Source organism: Vibrio nigripulchritudo ATCC 27043, from assembly GCF_000222685.1.
Taxonomy (GTDB): Bacteria; Pseudomonadota; Gammaproteobacteria; order Enterobacterales; family Vibrionaceae; genus Vibrio; species Vibrio nigripulchritudo.
Genome location: NZ_AFWJ01000192.1, coordinates 1 through 1775, shown reverse-complemented (window position 1 = coordinate 1775; position 1775 = coordinate 1). Strand labels below are relative to the sequence as shown.

General features: G+C 47.2%; 3 protein-coding genes. All 3 read right to left on the bottom strand.

Going from position 1 to position 1775, the window contains the following annotated elements:
* Positions 1-197, bottom strand: a 197-nt coding sequence (locus RH89_RS14815; protein ID WP_004403506.1) for an urease accessory protein UreH domain-containing protein, incomplete at its 3' end; no start/stop codon positions are given.
* Between the two features lie 8 nt (positions 198-205).
* Positions 206-439, bottom strand: a complete 234-nt coding sequence (ccoS, locus tag RH89_RS30600) for a cbb3-type cytochrome oxidase assembly protein CcoS (protein WP_004403503.1) — start codon at positions 437-439, stop codon at positions 206-208.
* Positions 432-1775 (bottom strand): heavy metal translocating P-type ATPase (locus tag RH89_RS14805; protein ID WP_004403502.1); only part of this gene is annotated, 1344 nt, incomplete at its 5' end. The genes RH89_RS14805 and ccoS, both read right to left, overlap by 8 nt.

The following is a 1775-nucleotide window of genomic DNA, read 5'->3' as shown; positions in this document are numbered from 1 at the left end:
GACACCGCGCCACCAATCACCGCACCAGTTACGGCGTAGGATGACAGACGACCAAGGTTATAAAACAAGGTGATAAACAGGGTACGAGTTGAATTCGGGTTACCTACTGCGACTGCGGAAGCGATGCCACCACACATTCCCATGCAGTGACCAGCCCCTAAAATACCGATGATCAGTGCCCCTAACCAATCAGCCATAGATACCGTTACTCTTTACTACTTTGAGCATTGCTATTTTGATCATTTCTATTTTGATCAATGTGGCTTCGAGCATTTTTGTCTTCCGGCTTGTCATTCGTTTCATCTTCATCAAACAAAATGCTGTGTCCCTGACGTTCCAGATCTTCAAATTGCTCGCTTTTTACCGCCCACAAGAAAACGGCAACTGCCAGGCAGACAAGAACAATCGCAATCGGAATCAGAATATAAAGACTAGCCATTTTCTTTGAGCAACCTGAGTGAGTTAGTAACAACAATGATGGAACTGGCAGACATGCCGACGACGGCAATATAAGGAGCAACTAAGCCCGCGACTGCCAAGGGCAAAATCAATAAGTTGTATCCTAGCGACCACGCAAGATTTTCTCTAATAATTTTGCGTGTTTTGAGGGCGAGTGAACGTGCTTCAATCAATTTATCCAGTTTGTCACCCAGTAACACCATATCGGCGGACGACTTAGCCACATCCGCACCTCCACCCATTGCTACAGAAAGGTGCGCACCAGCAAGTGTAGGGGCATCGTTAATCCCGTCACCAATCATTAGGGAAACTTCGTTATCATCAAGTGTTGAAAGGAACGCAAGCTTATCTTCAGGTGTCGCACCAGCAACCACAGATTCAATCCCAATTTCTTCAGCAACAGGTTTTGCATTTGCCATCGAGTCGCCAGTCAGCAGCGTGGTTTTAATACCAGCTTCCGCGAGTTTTGAAACCAGCTTCTTGCTTTGCTTACGAATAGGGTCGTGATAGTAGAAAGTGGCAACGTGCTGATTATCTAGAGAGAGATAGACGCAAGGTTGTGAGGCATTCACTTCTTCACCGAGTACAAACGCAGCACTACCTATTTTACAGGATGCACCTTGATACTCACCGACAATGCCGAAGCCGATTCGGTTTTCAACATTAGTCACTTCAACGCCTTCTTCAGCAAAGGTTTTGAACGCTTTGGCAATCGGATGGTTGGCGTGCTGCTCCAGTGAGGCAGCGATAGCAAGGCACTCGTGTTCAGTGAGTTTCTCACTCGCCACTTCGGTTCTATCTATCTGAATGTTGCCTTCGGTGAGCGTTCCCGTTTTGTCCACCACCAAATGGTTTACTTTGCACAAGGTTTCAAACACGTGACCTTTGCGGAGAAGAATACCAAGGTTCCCCATCCGGGAAGTTGCGCAGGTTATCGCTGTCGGTGTTGCAAGTGAAAGTGCACAAGGGCAGGTTGCAACTAACACGGCAAGCATAATCCAGAACGCATCATCGGGTTTAGTCTGATGCCAGTACGCCCAAGTGCCTGCTGCAATGATCAAAATGGCTGCCACAAAGTAGCGAGCAACTACATCCGCAATCTCAGCAATTTTAGGCTTGGACATCTGCGCTTCATCCTGAAGGCGCACGATGTTGGAAATCATCGAGTTGGCTTTACTGGTGTTCACTTCCAAGTCGAAAGATTCTTCACCGTTTAACGTCCCGGCAAAGACCATATCGCCTTGCTTTTTCACAACAGGAATGGACTCGCCTGTCAGCATGGATTCATCAATATGGACACGACCATTCAGAATAAC